This is a genomic window from Bacillus sp. 7884-1 (assembly GCF_002272245.1).
Classification (GTDB): domain Bacteria; phylum Bacillota; class Bacilli; order Bacillales; family Cytobacillaceae; genus Neobacillus.
The window spans coordinates 1-6,508 of sequence record NZ_NPDD01000275.1 but is presented as its reverse complement, the minus strand read 5'-3'; the positions used below and the strand labels follow the sequence as shown (position 1 = coordinate 6,508).

The following is a 6,508-nucleotide window of genomic DNA, read 5'->3' as shown; positions in this document are numbered from 1 at the left end:
AGGAGCTATTTTGAAACTTTTTCTAAACCCAAAACCCATATAGTTTCCTCCTTACTCTCAAGCCCATCAGGTATCTAAAGGACTAATTTTTTGTTTTAGCCGATTCAATTTCCCCTTACTCTCTTACATTAATTTTCCATCTATAATTGTATCATGGTATAGGACTTTAGCAGCAATAATTACTACTAAAAAAATAGAGAGAAATACAATCATCATGACTGTACTCCCCTCCATTACTTAAGACACTTTTATTAAATACATGAAACAGTTGTTTTTCTCTCTCCATACCTCACATAGATAGGATGACTGCTACAAAAGCTTATATAAAAAATTCCCAACCGTATTTACTACTGATAACACCAAGGTTTTTGCAGTATTTGTACCTGTATAATCTAAGCATATTCTTAACATTTTTCAGTCTTTGTAGCATTCTCTTCATACCACAAATATAACCTCCGAGTATGCCACTTTTCAGCAGCTGCTCTTCTTCGTACAGATTGATATGGAACATCAAACATTTGGCTGATTACTCTTAACGAGAGCCTGCTGTGATGACCTGCTTCTATAAACGTGTTTCCCATAACAACCCAATTGTATTTTTTCCTCAAATAAAATTCACCTCTACGAAAAGACTAACTGGTACAAATGAAGCTTTTGTAACAAGTCGGCCGAGCTACCTATTTCTATTGGTAGTCGGCAAACCTTAGACTTATAGTATATTAAGGCATTATCAATTCCCCTTTTCAAAAGGGCAAATCTTTATCATTGATCACTGTTCCATTCTGAAATGGGTCGCCACCAGCATTGGCAGAGAAACCTTGGGGATCATCTTCTTTTTTCTTGCCAATAAAAGTGAGACTATCTACAACAACCTCAAAAGTAAAGTTCTTTTTCCCGTCTTTCTCATAGCTGCCTGTTTGGATATGCCCTTCAATCCCAACCTGGCCTCCTTTTATCAAATTGTTCCCCATTAATTCAGCGGTTTTAGAGAATGCCAGAAGGTTGATAAAGTCTGCTTCATCTTTTTTAAATTTTCGATTCACCGCTAATGTATTTCGATAGAAAGCTGTACCTGTTTGAGAGTATTTTAACTCTCCATCTTTAACAAGACGACCGATTAAATTTACTGTATTCATTATTTTTCCTCCGTTTTTGTGTTCTCGTTATTAAAGAGTCTTAATTAGAGCATTTCTTATAGTGTAATAAAAATGATGATATATATAGTTGCCACTTGTATGTGGTGCGACAAAGACTGTTTGAAACCCATATCGTGCTTCAAATGCCTTTAAAGAACCCAATAACGAACGAGCTTGATACTCACTTCTGTAGTCCCCTTTAATAATCTTTTCATAGCCGTTTGAATCTTCAACCAGGACTAGAAAAGGAAACTGTTGTGCCCGTATCAGTTCATTTTCAAAACGTGTTCTTTCTTTAATCGTTGACACTAGCTCGTCCACGCTGTTTTTTCTTTCAATGGCTGCTGGAATGAATAGGTCTCTATAGATACCAACCTTTTCATGTTTCGGCAGGTAAGCGGAATAGTCGCCATAATCTAGTTTTCTCTCTTTATATGGGATTTTCTTTGATTCAAGATAATCAATAATATGTTTGTTTTGCTGTTCACGTGAATCTACCAATATAACAATAGAAGAAAGCAACGTTTTTATTTCTGTTTCAGTGTATTTGTATTTCATAGCAACGTCCTTCACCATCTACTCACTCCGTTTCCTACCAATATAATCAAAATAGCCTTTTGCCTTTAACAAGACCAATTCAAACGTTTCTGAAGTGAAAATAATCTTGTTGCTTACTGCCTTCTCTTTTTTACTTTGATATGTCTCTCGCCATGCCTGCCACTCGCTACCGATTTGCTCGATATACGCACAGCTGTTTTTGCCTATTGTCCGCGTATAAAGTTCACCGGGTAATGCAACTATGAAGCCTGTATACTTAGCTTTGTTATCCCGCTCTAACATATCTAAAACCAAAGCTTTTTTTGTTCTAATTTCTTCCTTCAGTGGGTCAGGCAGACGATTACTATTTAAAATAAAGACATTTTCGCCCTCAACTTGTAAATGACAACCACATTTTTCAACTGAACGTAATAGTTGCATGACATCCATTAAGCATCATCTCTCTTTAAACTAAAATCACTTAGGTTCTACATTATCTACACTTATTACATGAACTCAATGACAGTTAGGTTTGAACAATGGTGATATTTTTTTATAGCAACATCCCGCAATGGTTATATACATACATCTATACGATTTCTACCCCATCAAATTCTTGATTTGATTGGATTTGTGCATGTAATGTAGATAATGCAGAAGTTTTATCAACCTTTTCTAGCCTTAGCACAGATCCTTCGCTCCTTCTCGGTAAATCTATATACTCAATACCTTTAGCCCTTAACGCTGGGGCAATTCTTCTAAATCGCTCTTTTAACTTTCTTGCTGTTGGCCATGCATTTGAATATTTTGTTTTTTCATCTCCAATAAATCTGCTCAACTCAGTTAGTGTTTTGTCTACTGTACCTTCCCATATATCACGATTTTTCATAAATGATTGAACAGCTACACCGACTGGATCGGACTCTAATCCTTGTTCTATAGCTTCATTCCGATTTGAATTATAGGCTTCCATAAACGAACCCTTTGACCATTTAAGGGTCGTTTCTGCTGCTGTTATCCATAGAGCAAAGTCTGCCATTCTAGGCTTTTCATTCAATTTCGCATTTGGTAATTCTTTTAATGCTCCACTAACCACCTCGAATAAAGCACCTAAAATACTTGGTTTGACCGCTTCATACTTTTGCCAAAAAGTGCTTTCATCTGTCCGTTGATTTGATGGTATAGCAGGAAGAAACAATACTAGCGATCTATCAAGTAAGTCCTGCCTTTTTGCAATGTCATCAATGCCATTTATTATTGCTGGTCTCATAATATTAAAAATCGCCTCTTCATCATCTGTATATAATTTTCTTGTTGAAAGTCCCCCGCCAGTAGACAATTTACACAAGGCATCGCTCATTGCATTAGATAAACCTGATAAATTATCAAATGATAAAACCCAAGTATTCTTTGCTGCTATTGATAAATCACGCTCTTCAGAGGGTAAAGCTCTCAATGGTAAGGTTGATGGGTCAATAAGTGATAGTAATATTTTCGTTGTGGTACTTTTAGCACTCCCCTGTTCACCTTGAATGGTGAGAATAGGGTATGGACTTCCTGGTCGAAATGCAGCAATTAGCCAAGCTACTATTAACTTCCAATCATTTTCATTTTTAAAATTGATAAATGGCTTTAATTCACTTAAAGTTCCATCCTTTAGCGGCTTCGGCATTTCCTTCATAATATTAGAGCGCCTAAATCTGACTGGTGGATTTGATACTATGCTCCAGCCAGCCCCGGTTATCTCCACCGCTTCCCAATTTTCATTACAAAGGTCTATATAGATGGCATTTCCATGTTCGGCTACCCTTGTGTAAACGTTGTACCTCTTACCTTCAAATAAAGCTTTAGCTTCAAGAACACCTATCGCATCTGTAAGAGCTTGTGAACCAGGTGGTTTGTTATGTGATTCATAAAAATTCTTAGTAAGCCACAATTTAAATCCTTTGCTCTTTATTGAACGTGTTTCAAGGTGATTATTTACTTGAATCTGAGCGTAAACTTCATCTTCTGGTGTGTGGAATAATTCAACATCCGCACAGATTTCGAGTAAAAATTGTGCTTGAGATTTCTTTTCTTGATCCGTTCTGGCTTTTTCATATTGATGTGTCTGATAATAATTAGTGCCACTTGGTTTATGTTTAGAGGCACTATAGATAGTGTTATAAAACTCCTCTTCTTCCAAGGGCGGGAGGAAAAATCTTTGGTTAAGAAAAGATAAAATTAGAATTAATTGATCATGATTATAACCAAACTCAATTAATCGACTGCAATGATAATACAAAGTGTCATTTCTTCCATCTAACCCTTCACGAACTGGAAAAGGAAATGGCCTTTCATTTTTATTGGACTTTTTTAAACAATCAAAGAAAATAGGGGTCTCCGATAATTCCTTTTCAACAATCTTGACCCAATTTCGTCCTGGTGTATTTATAGTTGGTAAAACTATTTGCCCTTTCCCGCCAAGTCTGTAATCTCCGATAAAGCCCCCGGCCATTAAAAATGACGCCCTTTGCTTTTGAATCCTTCCTGACGATTTAAAGATAAATTGGTACCCATTTACTGTTTCAATAGCATGGAATTTTAGAGATTCCGCTTGCAACGCATTAAATATTAAATTCCCCTCGTCCTTATCATCAATATCGATTACATCAATTCCCACCGGAACAACTAAGCCAATCCATCCTTTTTGCTCCAACCAGCTTTCGATTTCAGTATCAGTAAGACCTGGTTTTGTTAAATCATTAAATCCTTTCTCGATTGGTACTTTAGCTTTTTTATAACGAAGGAATTCCTCCTGTTCTATGTTCAAAGCCGAATACCCTTTCAATTTAATAATCTTTGCACCTGGGAAGATGCCGCTAATGGTATTAAAATCAGAGAGTTTTGATATAATATCATTAGTAGAATATTTGATGGCGCCTTCGTCATAGGCGCTATTTTTTATGTTCATATAGTTGCCTCCATCAGTAGCAAAGTTATATCCATGATTAATCATATCTCCTGGTTTGTATGGACCATTGATCTATATAGGTTTGTACTTCCCTCCGATTAAACAACCACTTTGAGCCGACCCTCATTCGAGGAAAATTCGGGTCACTTAAAAAGATTTTTTCCACTGTTGGCCATGAGAGAGAAAGCATTTTGCAAAGTTGCTTTGAATCCAGAAGTAATACCTGTAATTCAAATTTATCTAAACGTTTCTGCACTTCGTCTAAATAGATTTTTTTAAAATGTTCATCATCCACTTTTATTTCAATCAAAACGATTACCCCTCCTTAATTTCCATGATTACATCTAATATTTCTTTTTCTCTCTCTTTTGAAAGCTTACTCCTGAACCATCTGTATAGAGTGCTTTCACTTACATTGAGTTTTAAGGCTATTACTGAATAAGGGATGTTTCCTCTTGCTCTTTTTAGGTCCTCGTTCATCTTCAAAAAAGGTTTACCTCCACTCTTGAATTGCTTTTTACTACTTCTTCTTCTATAATCAATTTACCAAACCGTGTTACTTAATAAAATCAAAAAACGACCTTATTTCGTAACAAGCTGAGAAAGGGAGGCTTTTCAAATTGTTTTTTTTGAATGAAAAATTAATGAATGCTGTTCCTCCTTCCATTTCCTTATGGAGAAATGGAAAAATTTTGAGTGATAACGAAGTTGTATTTTTTGAAACAGACAAAAAGAAAGTTGTTGTTAAAAGTAAAGGGATAGTCAACGAGTATGTACAAAAGGAAATTGATAGATGGAAAAAATACTTTTCAGCTGCCGACGAGGAAATGACAAACGGGTTTATAATTTCCCCTCTACATTTTAGTTTGGTAACAGGGTTTAAAAGCATTGAGGGAATTTCGAACCTATTTTCAAGAATAAAAAGTACTAATCAGTTAATTGAATTTGCGTTTACATACGGAAATTTGGGACTGGCCATGGAACAAAAGGAAAATGATTTATTAGAGTTATACAATCAAATAGACCGAAGTTTTTCCTTAACATCCAAGTATGCCTTTGAAATTGTAAAGCCGGGTTATTCATACTTTGAACCATTAGAATTATGGTGGTACCACATAGGTAAAGTTAGAAAAATACTTAAGTTACACCGAGCTTTATCACGATTAGCCAGAGGGATAAACACTGAAATAGAGGTCAATATTTTAAGATTAGGGGAAGAAGAGAATAACGATGGACAAATATCATACAAAATAGAATGGTATGATGGTACACCCACTCTGGTTAATATTACAGAAGAAGAATCGTTTGACTTTGTAAAAATAGGGCGCTCGGTTATTCGAAGTTCTATAGAGTTATATGCTTCTAAAGGTATTGTTACTAATGCAGGCGAAATAATCGAAACCGAAAAGAATAATTTAGGATTTTATGTATTGGAAAAGAAGACCACCGAATATTTAATAACTGCCATATACTACGAACTATGGCAATTAATAAATGCCAATATGGTAGTTGAAATTTGTCAAAATCCAAAATGCAGGCTCCCTTTTATGAAAAGAAAAAGGCAACAATATTGTGATGATGCCTGCAAACAGGAGGCTTATAGAATAAGGAGAGATGATTCTTAAACCTTCCTGTAATTTTTAAATACCTGTGTTCAATTTTAAAGAAAACTGTAGGAGGTGTCTAAATGGCACAATTCAGACAACGAGGAAAGTCTTGGACTTATATTGTGGATATGGGTATCGATCCACTTACAAAAAAACGCCGCCCCCAAATTTCAAAGGGCGGTTTTAAGACTAAAAGAGAGGCACAGGCTGCAGCTCGTATTGTTGAACTAGAAAAACAAAATGGGACTTTAATAAAGGAATCAGATATGCCTTTC

Annotated in this window: 9 protein-coding genes; 2 read left to right on the top strand and 7 right to left on the bottom strand. The window is 35.6% G+C overall.

Going from position 1 to position 6,508, the window contains the following annotated elements; genetic code table 11:
• Window positions 1–404: 404 nt before the first annotated feature.
• From CHI06_RS27665 to CHI06_RS29530, 7 genes are all read right to left on the bottom strand, one after another.
• Window positions 405–608, bottom strand: coding sequence for a hypothetical protein (locus CHI06_RS27665; RefSeq protein WP_095251853.1), 204 nt, complete (start codon window positions 606–608; stop codon window positions 405–407).
• A gap of 135 nt (window positions 609–743) precedes the next feature.
• The gene (locus tag CHI06_RS27660) at window positions 744–1,136 is read right to left on the bottom strand and encodes a single-stranded DNA-binding protein (protein ID WP_095251852.1); all 393 of its coding nucleotides are present in this window, start codon (window positions 1,134–1,136) and stop codon (window positions 744–746) included.
• A gap of 30 nt (window positions 1,137–1,166) precedes the next feature.
• Window positions 1,167–1,712, bottom strand: a complete 546-nt coding sequence (locus CHI06_RS27655; RefSeq protein ID WP_095251851.1) for an ERCC4 domain-containing protein — start codon at window positions 1,710–1,712, stop codon at window positions 1,167–1,169.
• A complete protein-coding gene (locus CHI06_RS30870) occupies window positions 1,713–2,123 on the bottom strand; it encodes a hypothetical protein (protein ID WP_257009487.1) in 411 nt (136 codons plus the stop codon).
• 139 nt (window positions 2,124–2,262) lie between these two features.
• Window positions 2,263–4,626 (bottom strand): bifunctional DNA primase/polymerase, encoded by a 2,364-nt coding sequence (locus CHI06_RS27645; RefSeq protein WP_142301038.1) that lies wholly within the window; start codon window positions 4,624–4,626, stop codon window positions 2,263–2,265.
• Between the two features lie 37 nt (window positions 4,627–4,663).
• Window positions 4,664–4,936 carry a DNA-binding protein gene (locus tag CHI06_RS27640; protein WP_095251849.1) on the bottom strand — a complete coding sequence of 91 codons (273 nt, stop codon included), beginning with the start codon at window positions 4,934–4,936 and terminating at the stop codon, window positions 4,664–4,666.
• Window positions 4,937–4,941: 5 nt separating this feature from the next.
• Window positions 4,942–5,112, bottom strand: a complete 171-nt coding sequence (locus CHI06_RS29530; protein ID WP_179292809.1) for a hypothetical protein — start codon at window positions 5,110–5,112, stop codon at window positions 4,942–4,944.
• A 134-nt stretch (window positions 5,113–5,246) separates the two neighbouring features.
• On the opposite strand from CHI06_RS29530, the gene CHI06_RS27635 reads away from it, so the two are divergent.
• Window positions 5,247–6,251, top strand: coding sequence for a hypothetical protein (locus tag CHI06_RS27635; protein WP_095251848.1), 1,005 nt, complete (start codon window positions 5,247–5,249; stop codon window positions 6,249–6,251).
• 62 nt (window positions 6,252–6,313) lie between these two features.
• Window positions 6,314–6,508, top strand: a 195-nt coding sequence (locus CHI06_RS27630) for an Arm DNA-binding domain-containing protein (protein ID WP_179292810.1), incomplete at its 3' end; no start/stop codon positions are given.